The 20,442-nt window shown below is 68.4% G+C and carries 21 protein-coding genes; 13 read left to right on the top strand and 8 right to left on the bottom strand.

From position 1 onward, the window contains the following. Positions 1 to 106: 106 nt before the first annotated feature. Entirely contained in the window at positions 107 to 1,063 is a 957-nt protein-coding gene (locus KBY97_RS10335) for an integron integrase (RefSeq protein ID WP_255146816.1), read from the bottom strand. A 184-nt stretch (positions 1,064 to 1,247) separates the two neighbouring features. On the opposite strand from KBY97_RS10335, the gene KBY97_RS10330 reads away from it, so the two are divergent. Then, complete coding sequence (locus KBY97_RS10330; RefSeq protein ID WP_255146834.1) at positions 1,248 to 2,870, top strand: radical SAM protein; 1,623 nt, start codon at positions 1,248 to 1,250, stop codon at positions 2,868 to 2,870. On the opposite strand, the gene KBY97_RS10325 is transcribed toward KBY97_RS10330, so the two are convergent. Further along, on the bottom strand, positions 2,857 to 4,170 hold the full coding sequence (locus KBY97_RS10325; RefSeq protein WP_255146814.1) for an O-antigen ligase: 1,314 nt from the start codon (positions 4,168 to 4,170) through the stop codon (positions 2,857 to 2,859). The genes KBY97_RS10330 and KBY97_RS10325 overlap by 14 nt on opposite strands. A gap of 2 nt (positions 4,171 to 4,172) precedes the next feature. Then, positions 4,173 to 5,027 (bottom strand): formyltetrahydrofolate deformylase, encoded by an 855-nt coding sequence (gene purU, locus KBY97_RS10320; RefSeq protein ID WP_255146812.1) that lies wholly within the window; start codon positions 5,025 to 5,027, stop codon positions 4,173 to 4,175. Positions 5,028 to 5,159: 132 nt separating this feature from the next. On the opposite strand from purU, the gene psbQ reads away from it, so the two are divergent. From psbQ to pstS, 3 genes are all read left to right on the top strand, one after another. Then, on the top strand, positions 5,160 to 5,642 hold the full coding sequence (psbQ, locus tag KBY97_RS10315; RefSeq protein WP_255146810.1) for a photosystem II protein PsbQ: 483 nt from the start codon (positions 5,160 to 5,162) through the stop codon (positions 5,640 to 5,642). A gap of 67 nt (positions 5,643 to 5,709) precedes the next feature. Then, a complete protein-coding gene (locus KBY97_RS10310; protein WP_399217634.1) occupies positions 5,710 to 6,777 on the top strand; it encodes an NAD(P)/FAD-dependent oxidoreductase in 1,068 nt (355 codons plus the stop codon). Positions 6,778 to 6,837: 60 nt separating this feature from the next. Beyond that, the gene (gene pstS / locus KBY97_RS10305) at positions 6,838 to 7,857 is read left to right on the top strand and encodes a phosphate ABC transporter substrate-binding protein PstS (protein WP_255146808.1); all 1,020 of its coding nucleotides are present in this window, start codon (positions 6,838 to 6,840) and stop codon (positions 7,855 to 7,857) included. Positions 7,858 to 7,957: 100 nt separating this feature from the next. Here pstS and dnaK read toward each other — a convergent pair whose 3' ends face one another. Continuing rightward, positions 7,958 to 9,865: a molecular chaperone DnaK gene (gene dnaK / locus KBY97_RS10300; RefSeq protein ID WP_255146807.1), complete on the bottom strand. Its 1,908-nt coding sequence runs from the start codon at positions 9,863 to 9,865 to the stop codon at positions 7,958 to 7,960. A 200-nt stretch (positions 9,866 to 10,065) separates the two neighbouring features. On the opposite strand from dnaK, the gene KBY97_RS10295 reads away from it, so the two are divergent. The 4 genes from KBY97_RS10295 to KBY97_RS10280 all read left to right on the top strand — a co-directional run bounded on the left by KBY97_RS10295 (position 10,066) and on the right by KBY97_RS10280 (position 13,028). Next, positions 10,066 to 11,043 (top strand): shikimate dehydrogenase, encoded by a 978-nt coding sequence (locus KBY97_RS10295; RefSeq protein ID WP_255146806.1) that lies wholly within the window; start codon positions 10,066 to 10,068, stop codon positions 11,041 to 11,043. Continuing rightward, positions 11,043 to 11,507, top strand: coding sequence for a Tic20 family protein (locus KBY97_RS10290; RefSeq protein ID WP_255146805.1), 465 nt, complete (start codon positions 11,043 to 11,045; stop codon positions 11,505 to 11,507). The genes KBY97_RS10295 and KBY97_RS10290 overlap by 1 nt, the downstream gene beginning before the upstream one ends. Positions 11,508 to 11,617: 110 nt before the next feature. After that, positions 11,618 to 11,989: a 30S ribosomal protein S6 gene (gene rpsF, locus KBY97_RS10285; RefSeq protein ID WP_255146803.1), complete on the top strand. Its 372-nt coding sequence runs from the start codon at positions 11,618 to 11,620 to the stop codon at positions 11,987 to 11,989. A 163-nt stretch (positions 11,990 to 12,152) separates the two neighbouring features. Further along, positions 12,153 to 13,028 carry a DUF4115 domain-containing protein gene (locus KBY97_RS10280; RefSeq protein WP_255146801.1) on the top strand — a complete coding sequence of 292 codons (876 nt, stop codon included), beginning with the start codon at positions 12,153 to 12,155 and terminating at the stop codon, positions 13,026 to 13,028. On the opposite strand, the gene KBY97_RS10275 is transcribed toward KBY97_RS10280, so the two are convergent. Beyond that, positions 13,025 to 14,248 (bottom strand): argininosuccinate synthase, encoded by a 1,224-nt coding sequence (locus KBY97_RS10275; RefSeq protein ID WP_255146800.1) that lies wholly within the window; start codon positions 14,246 to 14,248, stop codon positions 13,025 to 13,027. The two genes, KBY97_RS10280 and KBY97_RS10275, sit on opposite strands and share 4 nt — an antisense overlap. After that, positions 14,245 to 14,457, bottom strand: coding sequence for a hypothetical protein (locus KBY97_RS10270; RefSeq protein WP_255146798.1), 213 nt, complete (start codon positions 14,455 to 14,457; stop codon positions 14,245 to 14,247). The genes KBY97_RS10275 and KBY97_RS10270 overlap by 4 nt, the downstream gene beginning before the upstream one ends. A gap of 107 nt (positions 14,458 to 14,564) precedes the next feature. Between KBY97_RS10270 and KBY97_RS10265 the strand changes: the two genes are divergently transcribed. The 3 genes from KBY97_RS10265 (at position 14,565) to KBY97_RS10255 (ending at position 16,290) form a co-directional block, all read left to right on the top strand. After that, positions 14,565 to 14,816 (top strand): DUF3134 domain-containing protein, encoded by a 252-nt coding sequence (locus KBY97_RS10265; RefSeq protein ID WP_255146796.1) that lies wholly within the window; start codon positions 14,565 to 14,567, stop codon positions 14,814 to 14,816. 144 nt (positions 14,817 to 14,960) lie between these two features. Then, positions 14,961 to 15,962, top strand: coding sequence for a phospho-N-acetylmuramoyl-pentapeptide-transferase (gene mraY / locus KBY97_RS10260; RefSeq protein ID WP_255146833.1), 1,002 nt, complete (start codon positions 14,961 to 14,963; stop codon positions 15,960 to 15,962). An 85-nt stretch (positions 15,963 to 16,047) separates the two neighbouring features. After that, positions 16,048 to 16,290, top strand: coding sequence for a hypothetical protein (locus KBY97_RS10255; protein WP_255146794.1), 243 nt, complete (start codon positions 16,048 to 16,050; stop codon positions 16,288 to 16,290). A 9-nt stretch (positions 16,291 to 16,299) separates the two neighbouring features. Here KBY97_RS10255 and KBY97_RS10250 read toward each other — a convergent pair whose 3' ends face one another. Next, a complete protein-coding gene (locus KBY97_RS10250; RefSeq protein WP_261356426.1) occupies positions 16,300 to 16,470 on the bottom strand; it encodes a cytochrome B6 in 171 nt (56 codons plus the stop codon). Positions 16,471 to 16,549: 79 nt separating this feature from the next. Between KBY97_RS10250 and purT the strand changes: the two genes are divergently transcribed. Both purT and KBY97_RS10240 read left to right on the top strand, forming a co-directional pair. After that, on the top strand, positions 16,550 to 17,746 hold the full coding sequence (gene purT, locus KBY97_RS10245; protein ID WP_255146792.1) for a formate-dependent phosphoribosylglycinamide formyltransferase: 1,197 nt from the start codon (positions 16,550 to 16,552) through the stop codon (positions 17,744 to 17,746). Between the two features lie 239 nt (positions 17,747 to 17,985). Next, on the top strand, positions 17,986 to 18,843 hold the full coding sequence (locus KBY97_RS10240; RefSeq protein ID WP_255146791.1) for an LCP family protein: 858 nt from the start codon (positions 17,986 to 17,988) through the stop codon (positions 18,841 to 18,843). 27 nt (positions 18,844 to 18,870) lie between these two features. Here the strand turns inward: KBY97_RS10240 and KBY97_RS10235 are convergent, their stop codons facing one another. After that, a complete protein-coding gene (locus tag KBY97_RS10235; RefSeq protein ID WP_255146789.1) occupies positions 18,871 to 20,412 on the bottom strand; it encodes a dienelactone hydrolase in 1,542 nt (513 codons plus the stop codon). Positions 20,413 to 20,442: the final 30 nt, after the last annotated feature.

Genomic DNA, 20,442 nt, shown 5'->3' with positions numbered 1-20,442 from the left:
CGGAAGGACTTGGGCTTCTGCATGCCCCATTGTTTCGCTCAGATCCACTGCTGTCACTAGGATCTGGGCAGATTAATAGGCGTCTGTGGAGAGGCTGGCTGCTGACCTATGCGCGACAGGCTCCTAGGGGGCCACGGTTGAGCACATGGGTGTAGATCATCGTGGTGCTCACGTCCTGATGACCCAACAATTCCTGGATCGTCCGGATGTCCTGGCCCCGTTCCAGAAGGTGCGTGGCAAAGGAATGGCGAAACGTATGGCAGCTGGCAGCTTTGCTCACTCCAGCATCAGCCACCGCTTGCTTCACGGCCCGCTGCACCACGGTGGGGTCAAGATGGTGTCTCCCCTCAGCCCCTGTTCTTGGATCCAGCCAGCGCTTCTGCTGGGGAAACACCCACTGCCAGGCCCACTCCCGATCTGCGTTGGGATACTTCCGTGCCAGCGCGTATGGCATGAGCACCCGGCCCCATCCGGCCGCCAGATCCCCCTGATGAAGCCGTCGCACCTCCAGCAGATGCTGCCGCAGCGCAACCATCTGGCTCTGGGGAAGCATCGTGAGCCGATCCTTTCCTCCCTTGCCATCACGAACCACCAGTTCGCGTCGATCGAAGTCCAGATCCTTGACCCTCAACCTCAGCGCCTCCATGAGCCGCAGACCACTGCCATACAGCAACCCCACGACCAATGCCGGCACACCCTCAAGGCGCTGACGGACGGCTTTCACCTCCGCCTCACTGAGCACCACCGGCAGCCGCTTGCGCGTCCGTGCCCGCACCACACCGTCGAGTTCCAGATCCCGCTCCAACAGCTCCCGGAACAGAAACAGCAGCGCACTCAAGGCCTGGTTCTGGGTTGAGGCACTCACCTGCAGGTCCACCGCCAGGTGATTGAGGAAGGCATTCACCTCGAGACTGCCCATCTCCCGTGGATGCCGTCTCCCGTGAAAGCGCAGGAAGCGCCGCAGCCACTGCTCGTAGGTCTTCACGGTCCGGCGGGCGTAGTGCCGCACCTGCAGCTCCTCGCGGTAGCGCTGGATCAAGCCTGCAGGGCGAGGGGCGGTCATTCGCTGGCCAGAGGAGTACACCTTGAGGATTCCCGCGGCCGTCCATTTCCTCCCCCATGGGCCATGGCAGCCCACCCGACCGCTCAAGCTCCAGACTGACCACTCCCGGCCGGCACCTCCACCCCTGAATCAGGAAACCCTGCTGTTTGAGCCCGCCGTGCCGGCGGCGGGGGCGCTGAAAGCGGTGCTGGCCTTTCCGAGCACCTATTCGGTGGGCATCACCAGCCTGGGTTACCAGGTGGTGTGGGCCAGCCTGGCCAGCCGCAGCGATGTGGACGTGCGGCGCCTGTTCACCGACCAGGGCGATCCGCCCCATGCCGCTCAGCGGGGCCGTGGTGCAGGCCTCGATCTGTTCGGTCTGTCGTTGAGCTGGGAGCTCGATGGGCCCGTGCTGCTTGATCTGCTGGAGCAGCTGGACATCCCGCTCTGGAGCCAGCAGCGGGGCGAGCACGATCCGATCGTGTTCGGCGGTGGACCGGTGCTCACCGCCAACCCCGAACCGCTGGCGCCCTTCTTTGATGCGGTGCTGCTGGGCGATGGGGAGCTGCTGCTGCCCGCCTTTGTTGATGCCATCCAGGCCGGGCGCCTGGCGCCGCGGGCTGAGCGGTTGCGGGCGCTGGCCCAGATCCCGGGCATCTATGTGCCCTCGCTCTATGCGCCTCGCTATGGCGCGGCGGGGGAGTTGCTGGCGGTGGAGCCGATCGAGCCGGGCCTGCCGGCCACCATCGCCAAGCAGACCTGGCGCGGCAACACCCTCAGCCACTCCACCGTGATCACCCCGGAGGCGGCCTGGCCCTCCATCCACATGGTGGAAGTGGTGCGCAGCTGCCCAGAGCTCTGCCGCTTCTGCCTGGCCAGCTACCTCACCCTGCCCTTTCGCACCCCCTCCCTCGACGACGGCCTCATCCCCGCCGTGGAGAAAGGCCTCACCGCCACCCAGCGGCTGGGCCTGCTGGGGGCCTCGGTCACCCAGCACCCGCAGTTCGCCGATCTGCTCACCTGGCTCGATGGCGATCGCTTCGAGGGCACCCGCGTGAGCGTCAGCTCGGTGCGGGCCGCCACCGTCACCCCCCAGCTGGGGCGGATCCTGGCCAAGCGGGGCAGCAAGTCGCTCACGATCGCGATCGAAAGCGGCAGCGAACGCATGCGCCGGGTGGTGAACAAGAAGCTCGCCACCGAGGAGATCTTCGCCGCGGCCCGCTACGCCAAAGAAGGTGGGCTCACCGGCCTGAAGCTCTACGGCATGGCCGGCCTGCCCACCGAAGACGACGCCGACATCGAAGCCACCGCCGATCTGTTGCTGGCGATCAAAGCGGCCACGCCAGGGCTGCGGCTCAGCCTCGGCGTCAGCACCTTTGTGCCCAAGGCCCACACCCCCTTCCAGTGGGAAGGGGTGCGGCCGGAAGCGGAGAAGCGGCTCAAGCGGCTGGCCCGCCGCCTTCAGCCCAAGGGCATCGAGCTGCGGCCCGAGAGCTACGGCTGGAGCGTGATCCAGGCCTTGCTGTCCCGCAGCGACCGGCGCCTCGCCCCGGTGATCGCCGCCGTGCGCGGCCGCCACGACCAGCTGGGCGGCTGGAAGGCCACCTACCGGGAAGCGGCCGCCGGCCACCAGGACGCCCCGCCCCTCAGCAGCGGTGGGTCCTTGCCGCCGCCGCCGCCCTGGCAGGAGGTGATCCACGCCGGCTGGAGCCCCGATCGGGTGCTGCCCTGGGTGCACCTGGAAGGGCCCCTGCCGCCGGCCACCCTGGCCGCCCACCGGCAGCAGGCGTTGGCGGGCGAAACCGCCGCCGCACTCACTCCGGCCTGAGCGAAGCGCCGTTGGGCGCCCCCGCCGCCGCTGTGCTCGCCTTAGCCGCGGCGGGCAGCAGGTAGGCGCGGATGCCGGCGAACAGCACCCAGCCGGCGATGTTGAGGCGGCTGTCGTAGAGCGGCATATCGGTGGCATGCAGGGCCACCAGCACCAACGTGGCGCCCCACCAGGCCCGCTCGAACAGAGCGCCGGCCGCCATGCCGCGCCGGGCGGCCATGATCAGCAGCCCCAGCAGCAAGCCCACCAGCAACAGCGCCGCCGGCAGCCCGTGGCTGAGTGCCAGATCGATCGGCAGGTTATGGGGATGGCCGTGCCAGAAGCCGGTGCGCAGCGGGTAGATCACGCTGAAAGCAGCCGCGCCCCAGCCCAGCAGCGGCCGTTCCGCGATCAGCGAGAGGGCCACGCCCCACTGGCTGAGCCGGGTGATCGCCAGCGGCCGCTCGCTGGCGTGCTGCAGATCGGTGAGGCGGCCCCAGATCGCCTCCGGCACCAGCGCCCGCGCCGGCCCCTGCAGCAGCAGCGGCACCCCCGGCAGCACCGACAGGGCCACCGGCAGCAGCGCCAGCAGCAGCAGCGGCAGCAGCCACAGCCAGCTGCGCGGACCTCCCACGATCGGCACCGCCAGCACCAGGGCGCCCCAGGCGTTGCGGGAATCGGTGAGATACAGCGAGGCGGCCAGCAGGGCAGCCAGGCCGAGCGCCGCCGAGCGCCGCTGCCAGCTCTGGCTCGCCTGCAGCAGCGCCGCCAACGCGAACGGCCAGGCCACCGCCAACCAGGAGCCGGCGATGTTGGCGTAATCGAACAGGCCGGAAAGGCGCCCGTCAGGCGTGCCCCCCTCACCGATGTGCCAGATGATCGCCCCACCCAGAATCTGGAGAGGCCCGGCCCAGCCCCACCACAGCTGGCCCAGACCCGTGACGATCACTGGCACCGTGCCGGCCAGCAGCCACAGCCCCACGCGGCGGCGGGCGGTGGCAGTGGCCACATAAGACTGAAAGCCCCAGAAGGCCCAGAAGAACGGCAGCCAGTTGCCCATCCCCACCCAGGCCAGCCAGCCGCTGGTGGCGCGAAAGCAACCGATCACCATCAACGCGGCCACCACCAGCAGCACCCGGTTGGCGTTGTCCTGCAGGAAGCGGCCCCGGCGGCTGGCGGCCACCAGCGCCACCAGCAGCAGCAACCCGGCGATCAGGGCACTGCTGGGCAGCATGAACATCCCCAGCTGGAAGCAACGCCAGCCCAGGGGTGGCGCTGTCTCGGGGCGGGCGCTGTCGAGGCGGTGGACCGGCAGCCGCATGGTCAGGAGAACACCGCCGTGCGGCCGCGATAGACCATCACCTGGCCGCGCAGATGCAGGCGCAGCGCCCGGGCCAGCGCCAGCCGTTCGGTGTCCCGGCCCTTGCGGATCAGGTCGTCCACGTCGTCGCGGTGGCTGACGGTGATCGTGGCCTGCTCGATGATCGGGCCGCCATCGAGTTCCTCGGTCACGTAGTGGGCGGTGGCTCCAATCAGCTTGACCCCCCGCTCCCAGGCGCGGTGATAGGGCTGGGCACCCTGGAAAGCGGGCAGGAACGAGTGGTGGATGTTGATCACCGGCGGCGCCCCCAGCAGGAAGGCCGGGCTCAGCACCTGCATGTACTTGGCCAGCACCACCAGGTCGATCTCCAGCTCGCTCAGCAGCTCGCGCTGGGCCTGCTCCACCTGCTCGCGGCTGGCGGCGTTGATCGGCAGATGCACGAAGCGGGCGCCGAAATCGGCGGCGAGTGGCTGCAGATCCGGATGGTTGGACACCACCAGCGGCACCTGCATCGGCAGCTCACCGGCCCGGGTGCGCCAGAGCAGATCCACCAGGCAATGGTCCTGCCGGCCCACGAAGATCGCCACGCGCGGGTGGCCGTCGGAGAAGCGCAGCGAGCCTTCTCCCCCCAGCCGCTCGGCGAGCGCCAGCGCCGCCGGGCCGATCGCCTCCCGCGGCAGGCCGAAGCCCTCCACCTCCCACTCCAGCCGGCTGAGGAACAGGCCGGCGCCGGCATCGGTGTGGTGATCGGCATGGCGGATGTTGCCGCCATTGGCCGCCACCCAGCCCGAAAGGCTGCTCACCAGCCCGGGACGGTCGGGGCAGATCACCTGAAGGATCGCCGTGGGGAGAGTCATCACCGCCGGGTTGGTCAGGGGCATTGTGCCGCCCGCCCTGGCGGGCCGGACCTGGTGCGGGGCGGATGGTGCTGATCAGAGCCCCAACGCTGCATGAACGGACGTAAAGTCCGCACGCCTGTTCCCTTCGTCATGGTCGCTCAGCTGGTTTTCGCGCTTCGTTCCGCCCTGAAGCGCTTCGCCGTGCTCAGCCTTGCCGTGGTGCTCTGCCTTGGGCTGGCCGCCTGCGATGGCAACCAGGCCCGCAAGCCGCCCACGATCAGCCCGGCGGACATGGCCCTGATCCAGCGCCAGGCCGCAGGCTTCCAGGCCGCCAAAGACCGCCTGCCCGAACTGGCAGAGTTGATCAACGAACGCAACTGGGTGTTCACCCGCAACCTGATCCACGGCCCGATGCAGGAAGTGGGCCGCGAGATGCTCTACATCAACCAGCGCCTGCTCCCCGCCGACCGCCCAGCCGCCACCAAGCTCGCCAACCAGCTCAAGGCCGCCCTGGCCGAACTCGATGAAGCCGCCAAACTCCAGGACGGCGAGCGGCTGCGCAAGGGCTACATCAAGGTGGCCAGCGGCTTCGGCGCCTACGGCGACGTGATCCCCGCCGACCCGCTCGGCTGATCCACCCAGCCCCCCTGTCGGCGTCCCCGCTGCAAGCCCCCCGCCCCGCACCCCCGCAGCCCGCGTGGTGGTGATCGGCGCCGGCATCATCGGCCTGGCTGCGGCCTGGTGGCTGCAACGCCTCGGCCACGCGGTGGTGCTGGTGGATCCAGCCCCCCACGGCCCCCAGCCCGAAGGCAGCGGCAGCAGCGCCGCACTCGGGGTGCTGATGGGCGAGGTATTCCACCGCAGCAGCGGCCGGGCCTGGCGGCTGCGCCAGCAATCGTTGCGTCTATGGGAGCAGTGGCGCGCCGAGCTGGCCGCAGCCGGCCAGCCGGTGCCCCACAGGCCGGGCCTGCTGCTGCTGGCCGCCGACGCTCAGGAGCAGGCGCGCCTCGAAGTGCTCGCCCTGAGCCGCCAGGCCATGGGCCTGGCCATGGAGCTGTGGCAGCGGCCAGCGCTGGAAGCCCTTTGCCCCGCCCTGCCCCACGGCGCCCTGGCGGGGCTGTTCTCCCCCCGCGATGGCCAGCTCGATCCCCTTGCTGCCATGGCGGCGTTCCGCAGCGACGGCCACGCCCGCGGCCTGGAGCTGCGGGCGGATCGGGTGGAGGCGCTGGAGCGCCGCAACGGCCACTGGCACCTGTCGCTGGGCGGCGGCGGCGGGCTCGACGCCCCCTGGGTGCTGGTCGCCGCCGGCCTGGCCAGCCCGGCGCTGTTGGCGCCGCTCGGCCATGAGCGGCCACTGGAGCCAGTGCTGGGCCAGGCCGCCGAGCTGGAGATCGGCCCTGAGCTCACCGCTGCCTGGCCGGCGAGCGTGGTGTGGCGGGGCATCAATCTGGTGCCACGTCCGCAGGGGCGGCTGTGGCTGGGCGCCACCCTGGAGCCCGGTCGCAGCGCTGATCCAGCCCGCTGGAGCGCCCTGCGCCAGCTTGAAGGCGAGGCGCCGGAGTGGCTGGCGCAGGCGCGCCTGCAGCGCCACTGGCAGGGTCTGCGGGCCCGGCCTGCCGGCCGGCCAGCGCCGCTGCTCGAGCAGCTGGAGCCGGGGCTTTTGCTGCTGTCCGGTCACTACCGCAATGGCGTGCTGCTGGCACCGGCCAGCGCCGCCTGGGCTGCTGATGCAATCGCTACCGCAGGCAGCGGCATTACCTGTTGTTAACACTTTCAGAGAACACTTTGGATAGGTTCCGGAGGATTCTTTCCGCTGGTTCGTCGTCCTATGGCCTCCTCCACTCGATTGCGCCGCCATCCGCTCGCCCGTCTGGCCCTGCCACTCGGCCTGGGTGCAGCCATGGCTCTCACGGCCTGCGGCGGCGGGGGCGAGGAGGGCGGCCAGCTCAGCGGCACCCTCAACGGCGCTGGCGCCTCCTTCCCCTCCTCCATCTACCAAAGCTGGTTCCAGCAGCTCGCCTCCACCGGCTTGAAGGTCAACTACCAGTCGGTGGGATCCGGAGCCGGGGTGCGCCAGTTCATCGCCGGCACGGTGGATTTCGGCGCCAGCGATGCACCGATGGACGCCGAGGATCTCGCCAAGGTGAGCCGCGGCACCGTGCAGGTGCCGATGACGGCCGGCGCCATCGCCGTGGCCTACAACCTGCCCGGCTGTGAGCTCAAGCTCACCCAGGCCCAGGTGGCGGATGTGTTCCTCGGCAAGATCACGAACTTCAACGAGCTGGGCTGCGCTGATCAGCAGATCAAGGTGGTGCATCGCTCCGACGGCTCCGGCACCACCTACAACTTCACCAACAGCCTGGCCGCCTTCAGCGAAGCCTGGAAGAGCGGCCCGGGAGCCGGCAAAGCGGTGGCCTGGCCGGTGGGCGTGGGAGCCAAGGGCAACGAGGGCGTGGCTGCCAACCTGGGCCAGAACCTCGGCAGCATCGGCTATGTGGAAACCTCCTTTGTGAAAGGAGACATGCAGGCGGCCGCCCTGCAGAACAAGAGCGGCGACTTCGCCAAGCCCGACAACGAAAACGCCAGCAGGGCGCTGGCCGCCATCGATCTCGGCCCCGATCTGATCGGCAGCGATCCCAACCCGGCAGCGGGCTACCCGATCGTCACCTTCACCTGGATCCTGCTCTACAAAACCGGCAACGGCAAGAAGGCCGAGATGCTCAAGAAGGTCTTCAACACCACCCTCTCCGAAGAGTTCCAGAGCCAGGCCCCCACGCTGGGCTATGTGAGCCTGCCGCCCGAAGTGGTCACCAAGGCCAAGGCCGCCGTCGACACCATCGGCGAATAGCGCTCTGCGCTGATTGAACGCCAAAAAAAAGCCCTCCATGAGGAGGGCTTTTCTGCTGGGAAGCACAGGCAGGAGGCAGGCCCGCAGGCCTGCCCGAGCCTCACTTGCTCTCGGTGAATTCGGCGTCGATCACGTCGTCGGTGGGAGCACCGGAGGTGGAGGCACCATTGCCAGCCGCCCCATTACCGGCCGCTGCTTCAGCGGCACCGGCCTGTTGGTAGACAGAGGCGCCGAGGGCATAGAGCTCCTGTTGCAGCTCTTCGAGCAGGCTCTTCATGGCGGTGAAGTCTTCCTTCTCGACCGCTTCCTTGAGCTGCACGCGCTTGGCTTCCACATTGTCCTTGGCGTCGGCGGCCACCTTGTCGCCCAGTTCGCCGAGCTGCTTCTCGGCCTGGTAAACGAGGGTTTCGGCCTGGTTCTTCAGGTCGATGCGCTCGCGCTTCTCCTTGTCGGCCGTGGCGTTCAGCTCGGCGTCCTTCACCATCTTCTCCACCTCGTTGTCGCTGAGGGTGGAGGCGCCGGTGATGGAGATGCTCTGCTCCTTGCCGCTGCCCTTGTCCTTGGCGGTCACGCTGAGGATGCCGTTGGCGTCGATGTCGAAGGTGACTTCGATCTGGGGCACGCCGCGGGGGGCCGGAGGAATGCCGTCGAGACGGAAGGTTCCCAGGCTCTTGTTGTCGGACGCGAGCTCACGCTCACCCTGCAGCACGTGGATCTCCACGTTCGTCTGCCCATCCACCGCGGTGGAGTACACCTCGGATTTCTTGGTGGGGATGGTGGTGTTGCGGGTGATCATCTTGGTCATCACGCCGCCCAGGGTTTCCACACCCAACGACAGGGGGGTGACGTCGAGCAGAAGGATGTCCTTCACCTCACCGGCCAGCACACCGCCCTGAATGGCGGCGCCCACGGCCACCACCTCATCGGGGTTCACCGTCTGGTTGGGGTCTTTGCCGGTGACCCGCTTGACCAGTTCCAGCACCGCGGGGATGCGGGTGGACCCGCCCACCATCACCACCTCATCCAGCTCGCTGCTGGCGAGTTTGGCGTCCTTCAGGGCCTGCTCCACCGGCACGCGGCAGCGGTCGATCAGTTTGCTGGCCAGCTCCTCGAACTTCGCCCGGGTGAGGGTGACATCGAGGTGCTTGGGGCCCTCTGGCGTGGCCGTGATGAACGGCAGGTTGATCTCGCTCTGGGTGGCGCTGGAGAGCTCGATCTTGGCCTTCTCGGCCGCTTCGGTGAGGCGCTGCAGGGCCTGCTTGTCCTGGCGCAGGTCGATGCCTTCGTTGGCCTTGAAGGAATCCGCCAGGAAGTCGACGATCACCTTGTCGAAGTCGTCGCCGCCCAGGTGGGTGTCCCCACTGGTGGAGAGCACCTCGAACACGCCATCGCCCACTTCGAGCACGGACACGTCGAAGGTGCCGCCGCCGAGGTCGAACACCAGGATGCGCTCATTGCTCTTGCGATCGAGGCCGTAGGCGAGGGCCGCCGCGGTGGGCTCGTTGATGATGCGCAGCACTTCGAGGCCGGCGATCTTGCCGGCGTCCTTGGTGGCCTGGCGCTGGGAGTCGTTGAAGTAGGCGGGCACCGTGATCACCGCCTGGGTGACGGTTTCACCGAGGTACTTGCCGGCGTCTTCCGCCAGCTTGCGCAGCACCTGAGCCGACACTTCCTCCGGGGCGAACTGCTTGTTGAGCACCGGGCACTTCACCTTCACATTGGCGCCCACCTTCTCGACGCCATAGCTCACTTCCTTCGATTCTTCGTTCACTTCCTCAACCCGGCGGCCGATGAAGCGCTTGACGGAATAGAAGGTGTTTTCAGGGTTCATCACCGCCTGGCGCTTGGCGATCTGCCCCACCAGCTGGTCCTGGTTTTTGGTGTATGCCACAACGGAAGGCGTGGTGCGGAAGCCTTCGGCGTTGGCGATCACCGTGGGCTTGCCGCCCTCCATCACCGCCACGCAGCTGTTCGTCGTGCCCAGGTCAATTCCAACGACCTTGCTCATGGTGTCCCACCTCCTCTGATTGGATCGAGTTCTTACCGCTGCATCCTCAGCAACAGAGGCCTGGCCAGGCGAGGGGTGGTTTCCGAACTGCAGCCGTACCACGGCCCGCTTTCCGTTCGGCGAGGCCGGTGCGGCCGGGCTGCAGGCAGGCCACCGATGATGCCGCTGGCGCTGCTGATGGCGCCGCCGCAAGCCCCTCCATGACCCACACCATCTCCGGCCAGACCGCCCTGGTGGGCGTGCTCGGCGATCCGGTGCGCCATTCACTTTCACCGGTGATGCACAACGCCGCCCTGCGGGCGCTCGGCCTCGACTGGATCTACCTGGCCCTGCCGGTGGCGGCCGCCGATCTGGCCACGGTGGTGCGCGGCCTTGAAGCCGTCGACTGCCGCGGCCTCAACGTCACCCTGCCCCACAAACAGGCGGTGGCCGGCCTCGCGGCGGAACTCAGCCCCCTGGCCCGCCGGGTCGGGGCCGTCAACACCCTGGTGCGCCGCGAAGCCGGCGGCTGGCTCGGCACCAACACCGATGTGGACGGCTTTCTGGCGCCGCTGCGACAGGCGGGCGCTGACGCCGGAGCAGGCGCCTGGGCCAGCCGGCGCGCCGTGCTGCTGGGCTGCGGCGGCAGCGCCCGCGCCGTGGTGGCCGGTCTCCATGAGCTGGGCCTGGAGCGCATCACCGTGGCCGCCCGCGACCCGGTGCGCCTTGCAGCCTTCCAGGCGAGCTGCGGCGCCTGGGCGCCGGCCCTCGACAGCTGGCACTGGAGCGCGGCAGCTGGCAACGGCGCTGACGGCAACACCGCTGGGGGCGGCGGCCGGAGCCTGGCGGACCTCCTGGCCAGCGCGGATCTGGTGGTGAACAGCACGCCGATGGGCATGGGCCTGCCCCCCAGTGCCCGTTCTCCTCTGGCGGCGGGGGAGCTGGAGGCGCTGCGCCCCGGCACGCTTGTCTACGACCTCATCTACACGCCCCGCCCCACCCAGTTGCTGCAGGACACGCGCGCCCGGGGCTGCCGCACCCAGGATGGCCTGGAGATGCTTGTGCAGCAGGGAGCTGCCGCCCTGCAGCTCTGGATCACAGCAGCCGGCCAGGCGTTGCCGGTGCCCGTCGACGCCATGCGCGCGGCGGCCACAGCGTGGCTGGCGGCACCTACCGTGGTCAGACCCGGCCCCAGCTGATGGACATCCCCATCTGGCAACGTTTTCTGGCCGTTCTGGCCTACCTGCTGCCGTGGAGCGATGCCCTTCCCTTCGGCAGGGATCTGTTCGGCCTGTTTCCGCTGCTTCAGTGGCTGGCCGTTCCGGCGCTGCCGCTGGCCACCCTCCAGCAATTGGTTCCCTTCGGCGGGTTCGTGATCTTCCTGGTGCTGTTCCTTGCGGTGGTGCGCAACGCGCGGGTGCCTTACTTCATCCGCTTCAACGTGCTGCAGGCGATCCTGATCGACATCGTGTTGATCCTGGTGTCGCTCACCTTCCAGATCCTGCTGAGCCCTCTGGCGGGCAGCTTCGCCCTGCGCACCCTCAGCAACACCGTGTTTCTCGGCACGCTGCTGCTGGTGCTGTTCGCCCTGATCCAGTGCGTCCGCGGCAAGGAACCAGATATCCCCACCGTGTCTGAGGCGGTGCGCATCCAGCTGTTCTGAGCCGCTCCTGCAGAGCCGTGCGGCCCGACGGGTAGGGTAATGAGTCCGTCGCTGGCTGCCCACGGGTTGCTGGCCTCATCCGAGCCCGTCACGGAGCTTTCATTCCCGCCATGTCGCAGAAGTCCTACTACGAAACGATGTACATCCTTCGTCCGGACATCCCGGAGGAAGAGGTGGAAACGCATGTCAACAAATATCGTGACATCGTCACCGAAGCTGGCGCCGAAGTGCTTGACACCCAGATGCGCGGCAAGCGCCGTCTGGCCTACACGATCGCCAAGCACCGCGAAGGCATCTACGTGCAGCTCAACCACGACGGCGATGGCCAGCAGGTGGCCTTGCTTGAACGGGCGATGCGTCTCAGCGAAGACGTGATCCGCTACCTCACCGTCAAACAGGACGGCCCCATGCCCGCCCCCCGCGCCAGTGGTGCCGCGGCGGCTGAAGCCGAACCCCAGCCCGCTGTGGCTGTGGCCTCCTGACGCTGGACGCACGCCGACAGGACCGTTGCAGTTGCCGCGGTCCCGGATAATCTGTAGTTCACCTTGATCCCCGTTCTGGACGTTGTCCGAACACGTCCCCTCCGACCGATCCGGGTCTCAGGACCCGCCTCCTCCTCCGGCCAACGGCAGCGATCCGGACACTTTGGAGGTCGATCTGCAAGTCGCCCGGCTTGAGTTGCAGTCCAACAAGATCAAGCTCCAGTCGGTGCTCCTGCGGCTGAGCCGCACCCAGCAGGAGCTGGAGGTGGCGCATCGACACAAAGCGGAGCTGGAATCTCTGGTTTCCGAGTTGCCTGAGATCTTTGAGCGCAAGTTCAAGGACCGCTGCGAGCCGATCCTGGAGCGCCAGAGGCTGTTGTCGGAAGAGAACCAGTCATTGCGGCAAACCCTGCAGCACGCGCTGCCTGGCTTCAACCCAGCGCAGCGGACCTTAATGCCCGCTGCCACGCCTCGAGCCGCTCCGGCTCCGCCAACACCGCTTTCACAGCCATCGAAGGAACGGCCGGCCCAGTTGCGCACGCCGCTGCGTCCGCTGCGCTGGTTGAAGGGCTCCCTGGCCGCCGCACCCCGTTTGCCTCAATCCCGGCACAAGTTGGTGCTGATCGGCGGTCTTGTGGGCCTGCTGTCCCTCGGAGGCTCGCTCGGGTGGCACCAACACCAGCGATCCTCCGCTGCCACTCCCCCGGCGAAAACCACCGCATCTGAAGCGGAACCCCCGGGACAGGCCAACAGCAGCAGCAACGTCGCCGTTGCCACCACTCCAAAACCCAACGCCATCGGGCCCAACGAGGTGGCCCTGCGCAGCAACCAGGACAACTGGGTGGAGGTGCGCAACAGCGCCGGTACCTACCTGTACGTGGGCTTGTTGAAAGGGGAGAAGCGGTTTGCGCTCGCCGAGGGGCTTCAGGTGTTCGCCGGCCGTCCCGACCTGCTCACCATTCGGCGCGCCGATGGCCCACCCCGCCTGCTGGGGCGTATCAGCGACGTCGCCTGGGTGACCATCCAGCCCCCGAACTAACGCCGCCGCGAAGCAGCCCAGAGGCGGGTGGGCAGGCCCCACATGTAGATGAACCCCTCGGCCGCCCGGTGATCGAAGCGATCATCGGCGCCGTAGGTGGCCATGTCGGGCCTGTAGAGGCTCTCGCTGGAGGAGCGGCCAATCACGGTGGCATTGCCCTTGTGGAGGCGGATCCGCACACTGCCGCTCACGGTGAGCTGGGTGCGGTCGAGGAAGCCGTCGAGCGCCTCCTTGAGCGGGCCGAACCAGAGGCCCTGATACACCAGATCGGCCCAGCTGGTTTCGATCTGGCGCTTGTACCGCAGCACATCGGCGGCCAGGGTGAGGCTTTCCAGTTCCTGGTGGGCCTTGATCAGCAGCAGCAGGCCGGGGGTTTCATAGATCTCCCTCGACTTGATCCCCACCACCCGGTTCTCGATCATGTCGAGACGGCCGAAGCCATGGCCGCCGGCGAGGGCATTGGCGCGGCGCACCAGCGCCACCGGATCGAGCCGTTCGCCGTTGATCGCCACCGGATTGCCTTGCTCGAAGGTGATCTCCACCACCTCGGGCTGCTCGGGGGCGGCGCTCACGGAGCAGGTCATGGCGAAGACCTCTTCGGGCGGCTCGACCCAGGGATCCTCCAGCGGGCCGGCCTCGATGCTGCGGCCCAGCAAGTTGAGGTCGATCGAATAGGGCGACGCCTTGCTCACCGGCACCGGGATGCCGCAACGCTCGCCGTAGGCGATCGTTTCCTCCCGGCTCATGCCCCACTCCCGCGCCGGGGCCAGCACCTTGAGCTCAGGCGCCAGGGCACCGATCGCCACATCGAAGCGCACCTGGTCGTTGCCCTTGCCGGTGCAGCCATGGGCCACCGCATCGGCGCCCACCTCGCGGGCCACCTCCACCAGGCGGCGGGCGATCAGCGGGCGGGCCAGGGCTGTGGAGAGCGGGTAGCGGCCTTCGTAGAGGGCGTTGGCGCGGATGGCCGGAAAGGCGAAGTCGGAGATGAAGGGCTCGATCAGATCGCCCACGATCGACTGGCTGGCGCCGGAATCGAGCGCTTTGCGGCGGATCGGTTCGAGCTCATCGCCCTGGCCGAGATCGGCCGCGAAGGTGATCACCTCCTCCACGCCGAATTCGTTCAGCAGATAGGGAATGCAGACGCTCGTGTCCACCCCGCCGGAATAGGCAAGCACCACCCGTTTCGCCCGGGACGTCCGCTCCTCCACCTGTGTCATTCGCTCCGTGCCTCGCTTGGATCCGCTTGCTGGATTCTCCCCCAGCGGCGGGCGATCCAGAACCCCATCAGCAGCGGGGGCACCAGCAGCAGCGCCCAGATGGCCACCGGGGTGGGCGTGAGCGACGCGGGCCAGCGGTGGCCGGCCGCCACCATCAGGCCGCTGAGCAGCAGCGCCACGGCCCAGACGCGCAGGATCTCAACCGCCATGAGGGCCGTCAAAGGTTTTGGGCGGAGGGCTGATCTATGGTGGTGGATCGGCGAACGGGGCGCAGCGCTGGCTTTCCCAGCCTGAACAACCCCGCTGATCTGCATTCATGAGCACCCTCGATAGCGTCAATCCATCCCTCACCCGCTACCGGCGGGAAGATCCGGCCCCGGTGCTCCCCCTGCGGGACGAACCGGATCTGCTGAGCTGGCTGGAAACCAGCGGCCGGCTGGTGGTGGATGAGGAAACCGCCGCTCCCGATGTGAGCACGGTGGAAGAGGAGGAGCTCTCTGCGCTGATGGGTGAGAAAGAGGATTACACCCCCGCCGACGAAGCGAGTGACGAGAGCTGGGAAGACTGAACCTTCCCGTCTGTCCGGTTACGAGGAACGGGCCTGAACGGCCGCCATCGCCCCTGATCCTTGGCCTCCACCTCCCCGCTTTCAGCTCCCGGCCGCCTGCGTTCTCCCGCCAGCGCCCTCACTTTGCTGCTCGTGGTGGCGGTGATGGGCTGCGATCTCTCATCCCAGGTCTCCCAGCTCACGCTGCCGCTGCTGCTCTCGGCGCTGGTGAGCTGGGCGCTGTGCCTGTGGGGCGTGCCAAGGCTGCGGGCGTTGAAGGTGGGCCAGGTGATTCGGGAAGACGGCCCCCAGGGCCACCTCAGCAAGGCCGGCACCCCCACGATGGGGGGCCTGCTGGTGGTACCGGTGGGGGTGATCGTGGGCGGCTTGATCGCTCCCACCGATGGGCGCCTGCTGGCGGTGGCGGCCATCACCCTCGCCTTCCTGGCGATCGGCGGCTTCGACGACTGGCGCAGCCTCACCCGCCGCACCAACACCGGGCTGACCCCGAAGGGAAAGCTGCTGCTGCAGTCACTGGCGGCGGTGCTGTTCCTGGCCTGGGGCAGCTGGCGCGGCTGGTTCAGCGGCGAGGTGGGCCTGCCGTTCGGCTGGGTGCTGCCGCTGGGCCTGTTGCTGCTGCCCCTGGGCCTGTTTGTGTTCCTGGCCGAAAGCAATGCCACCAACCTCACCGACGGCCTCGATGGGCTGGCGGCAGGCTGCGGCGCTGTGGTGTTCGCCGGCTTCGCCCTGCAACTGACGCTGCGCGGCCACAGCGGCGACCCCGCCATGGCCGGCTTCTGCGCGGCGATGGCGGGCGCCTGGCTGGGCTTCCTGGGCCACAACCGCCACCCCGCCCGTGTCTTCATGGGCGACACCGGCTCGCTGGCGATGGGGGCGGCGCTCACGGCGGTGGCCCTGCTCACCGACAGCCTCTGGTCCCTGCTGCTGATGGGCGGAGTGTTCGTGGCCGAGTCGTTGTCGGTGATCCTGCAGGTGTGGGTGTTCAAAGCCACCAAGGGCCCCGATGGACAGGGCAAACGGCTGTTCCGCATGGCGCCACTGCACCACCATTTCGAGCTGGCGGGCAACCCCGAACAACGGGTCGTGGTGGGGTTCTGGGTTGTGAGCGTGGCTCTGGTGCTGATCGGCCTGCTGCTGCTGCCCTGAGCGCTGCGCCCCGCGGCAGAGATCACCAGAATCGAGAGAGTGGGCCCCACCCCCCGCGTTCATTTCCCGCATTGCGAGCGTTGCCTTGGCTTACTTCACCTGGAAGGAAACGGGCCTGACGGCCGATTGCGCCAGCCTCGAGGCGATGGCGGCGCGCTTCGAGGAAGCCGCCGGGCTGATGCGGCGCATGGCAGAGGAAGGCTTCCGGCTGGAGCGCCACAGCGACGGCCAGCACATCACCCACGCCGATGAGCAGGTGTTCGAGGCCTACGGTTTCGTGAGCGAGGAGCCGCCGGTGCGCCAGCTCGACCTGATCTCCGATTCCTGATCGGGGTGTTCAGGAGCGGCGCAGGAAACCCACCAACCACACGATCACAAAGGCCAGAGAAGAAAGGCCGAGGTAGATCAGCACGCTGTTCTGCAGTCCGTCGATCGTCCATCCGAACGGCAGACCGGCAACGCCATCCCCGGTGGAAGCGAAAGCCAGAACGGCAGGCGAGACGATCAAAGCAGGCAGGGCGCCGACACAGTGCTCTTCTAGCAGGGCCCAGCGGGGGAGCAGGATTGATCCCATCTGCCCCCTCGTGATGACGGTGCCCGCGTTCCCTCGCACCTTGATGCTGCTGGGCAGCGGTGAGCTGGGCAAGGAGGTGGCCATCGCCGCCCAGCGCCTCGGATGCCGCGTGATCGCGGTCGACCGCTACGCCGGTGCGCCCGCTATGCAGGTGGCCGATGCGGCGGAGGTGATCCCCATGACCGATCCCGCGGCGCTGCTGGCCGTGGTGCGGCGCCACCGGCCGGATCTGGTGATCCCGGAGATTGAAGCCCTGGCGGTGGATGCCCTCGCCGAGCTGGAGGCGGAAGGCGTCACCGTGATTCCCACGGCGCAGGCCACAGCGGTGACCATGAACCGTGACCGCATCCGCGATCTGGCCGCCGGCACCCTGGGCCTGCGCACCGCCCGCTTCGCCTACGCCGGCAGCGCCGAAGAACTGGCCATCGCCGCCACACCGCTCGGTTGGCCCGTGGTGGTGAAACCGGTGATGAGCTCCTCGGGCAAGGGGCAGAGCGTGGTGCACAGCGCGGACGGCATCGCGGCGGCCTGGGAGGCCGCGCTGGCGGGGGCACGCGGCGCCGGCGCACGGGTGATCGTGGAGGAGTTTCTGCGGTTTGAGCAGGAGATCACCCTGCTCACAGTGCGGCAGTGGAACGGCCCCACCCTGTTCTGCCCACCGATCGGCCACGTGCAGGAACGGGGCGACTACCAGTGCAGCTGGCAGCCCGCCTGTCTCGCGCCGGCCCAGCTGGAGGCTGCCCAGGCCATGGCCTTGAAGGTCACCGATCACCTGGGTGGCGCCGGCCTGTTCGGCGTGGAGTTCTTCCTCACCGGTGCCGCCGGTGCCACCGACCCCGCCACAGTGGTCTTCTCGGAACTCTCGCCCCGGCCGCATGACACCGGCCTGGTGACGCTGGCCGGCCAGAACCTCAGCGAGTTTGAGCTGCACCTGCGTGCCGTGCTGGGGCTGCCGATTCCCACCATTGCGTCCACCGGCCCCGCCGCCAGCCGGGTGATCCTGGCCGGCGAGCACCTCAGCAGCGTGGCCTACACGGGCGTGGCGGCGGCCCTGGCCGAACCCGACACCACGGTGCTGCTGTTCGGCAAGCCGGAGGCCCGGCCCCACCGGCGCATGGGAGTGGCGTTGGCCCGCGGCGCCGATCTGGGCGAGGCAAGGGAGCGGGCCGACCGGGCCGCCGCCCGGGTGGCAGTGGTGGCGGGGCCCTGACCTGGCCAGGCACGGGAATGGGTTTTATGGTGCGGACATCGGAACCCTCTATGACCAAGGCCCAGCCCCGTCGCAGCTCTCTGTCCGTCACAGCCCGGGGCCAAGACCGTGGGTCGGCGGCGGACTCAAGCGTGGCGTCCCAGGATCGCTCGGTGCCTGAAGCGTCATCCGGGGAAGGCTCCAGCAGGAAAGCGGCTGGTAGCAAGGGTCCACGCCGCCGCCGCCTGCATCCCCCTTCCGTGCTGCTCGGCCTGGGCTGCGGGGTGGGCCTGAGCCTGCTCGTCACCGGACCCCTGCCCCAGCTGCTGGGCTCCTTGATGGCCGGGCTGATGAAGGCGGCGCCATCGGTCAGCAGCCTGGTGGCGCCTCTCGGCCTCAACCAGCACCGCATTTTGGTGATGGGCACCGATCACGTGGCCGCCAACACCGATGTCATGTTCACCGTGGAGGTGGTGGACGGCAGCACCCGGCTGACCCAGGTCCCGCGCGACACCTTCATCGAGTCGGACCGCTATGGCGTGCTCAAGGCCAATGCTCTCTATGCCGTAGGCGGGGTGGAGGAAGCGAAATCGCAGGTGTCGCGCTTGCTGGGCATTCCTGTCGATCGGTATGTGCTGATCAACCTCGATGCCGTGCAGAAGCTGGCCGATGCCCTGGGCGGCGTGGAAGTGGATGTGCCCAAGCGCATGTATTACACCGACAGCCGCCAGGACCTCTACATCGATCTTTACCCAGGCGTGCAGGTGCTGAAGGGGGAAGCCCTGGAGGGCTTCCTGCGCTATCGCAACGATGAACTGGGCGATCTCGGCCGCATGGAACGTCAGCAACTGGTGCTGCGCGAGGTATTCCGCCAGCTGGCTCAGCCCGGCACGGTGGCCCAGTATCCGGCGTTGATCCAGCTGGCCAGTGAGAACGTGAGAACCGATCTCTCCCCGGTGGAGCTGGGCGCTCTGCTTTCCAGCATGGGCTCCACCAAGCTCAGCACCAGTCGGCTGGCGGGGCGCCTGTTCTGGCATGACGACCTGAGCTACTGGATGCCGGACGTGAACACCAACTATCCCGATCCCGCCGGAGAGGCGGAGTTGCCCACCTTCTGAGGGCTGCAGCGCACGTCCGGCGGTGCGTCAGCGCAGCGCCCCACTCACGTCCACCAGTGGAATCGCGCTGTCGCCCCAACCGTCTGGTGGCAGCAGCCCCGGTGCACCGGGGCGCGGCGCGACCTCAGGCCCGGCCGCATAGGCGGCATTCGTCCAGGCCAGGATCAGCCCGCGCAGCGCCCCACCACCGACGTCGTAGGTGGAGCCGAGGTTGAAGTGATCACCGCCTTTGGCCAGCACGAGGCTGTGGCCACCGCCGGCATTGCGCGCCTCCAGGGTCATTGGCGTGATCGCTTCGGGGCCGGCGGGCACCACCCAGTCGCGGCTGCCGCTCACCAGCAGCACGCGGCTGGAGACACTCTGGGCCGCACCGGCGGCGAACAGCAAAGACATCGGCGGGCTGACCGCCACCACCGCCTTGATGCGGGGATCCGCCAGCGCTGCGGTGTTGGCGGAGGTGAGGAAGCTGCACTGCAGGACCCAGCTGAGGTTTCGAGCAGGGTCGAAGGGATCGTTGCAGAATTTGGACAGGAGGATGTCGCTGGGTTTGGCGCCAGCCAGCTGCAGCACGGTGGTGGCGCCCCACGACTGGCCCATGGCCACCACCGAATCGGTGCGGATGCCGGGCGGCAGACCCAGACCGCCGGCAGCGGCGGCATCGATCACGGCGCTCACATCAAGGGGCCGCAGGCGCAGTTCCTCTGGGCCTGGAGGCGGTGCCTTGCCGGACAGCATTGCGCTCTGCTGCTGCCGGTCGCTGCCGGGATGGCGGGGCAGGAGCACGGTGTAGCCATGGCTGGCCAGATGGCGGCCCCAGCCCTCAAAGCTCTCCGGGCCGTCCCAGAGGCCGTGGGAGATCACCACCAGGCGGTTATTGGCGCCGGTCGTGGGCCGAATCACCACCACCGACAACGGCTCGGGGCGGTAGGAAATAGGGGTGGTCAGCTCAGCGCGCTGTATGGCCAGTGGGCCTTGTCCGCGCAGGGCAGGATCCTCCCCAGCGGCTGGCCGCGAGGCCAGCAGGGTGTCCGCAGGCCGCTGCTGGCGGGCCAGCCGCTGCACCGCGAACACGGCCCGGCCCAGGTCGATCGTGGCCGTGCGGCCGGGCAGGGCCCGCAGCACGGTGAGCATGGTGAGCGGACCCTGGGCCGCTGCCTGATCCAGCACCCGGGAGAGATCCTCCCCGGTGAACGGCTCCGGCAGTCCGTCGATGCCGCCGAGCGCCGACACCAGCAGCAGGGCCTGGTTGAGCAGGGGGGAGCTCGCCGAGGTATCGACCACGGCCGTCACCTGCAGCGGCAGCGGCGCATTGAACAGCTCCACGAACTTGCGGCCCACCGCTCCATCGGTGGCCCGATCCAGCTCGGCCAGGTCGCTGTTGCCGGCCAGCAGGCTGGCGGGGTTGCTGAGCTCGTTGAGCTCCACCGTGAAGTCGGTTTCCAGCAACGGCAGCCGCATCTGCACCCGCTCCAGCGCCTGGGTGCGGGAGGGCGCGAAGGCAAGGCCTCCCCCCATCGCGGCCACAGTCAGGAGGGCAATTCCCGCCGGCTTGAATCGACGCTGGGCCACGACGTTGGAGCGGTGATGCCTCCATGATCC

The organism is Synechococcus sp. ATX 2A4, from assembly GCF_024346375.1.
In the GTDB taxonomy this organism is placed as follows: domain Bacteria; phylum Cyanobacteriota; class Cyanobacteriia; order PCC-6307; family Cyanobiaceae; genus MW101C3.
This window is presented reverse-complemented; position numbering and strand designations above follow the sequence as displayed.